The following is a 223-nucleotide window of genomic DNA, read 5'->3' as shown; positions in this document are numbered from 1 at the left end:
ACCACCGTAAACCGTTATGAGCAATGGGGTGACACAGAAGGGCAGTGACGCAGGCTGATGGAATAGCCTGTCCAAGCAGTGAGGCAGAGTTGTAGGCAAATCCGCAACTCGCGTAAGCTAGGCTGTGATGGGGAGCGAAAATTGCAGTAGCGAAGGTCATGTACTCCGGCTGTCAAGAAAAGCCTCTAGCCAGGTGAAGGTGCCCGTACCGCAAACCGACACA

At 54.3% G+C, this 223-nt stretch carries 1 rRNA gene; it reads left to right on the top strand.

Annotated features, from left to right (window positions below):
* Positions 1-223 (top strand): 23S ribosomal RNA (locus tag WFJ73_RS33300); the annotation flags it as partial.

Source organism: Paenibacillus sp. MMO-58, from assembly GCF_037146255.1.
Lineage (GTDB): Bacteria > Bacillota > Bacilli > Paenibacillales > Paenibacillaceae > Pristimantibacillus.
This window is presented reverse-complemented; position numbering and strand designations above follow the sequence as displayed.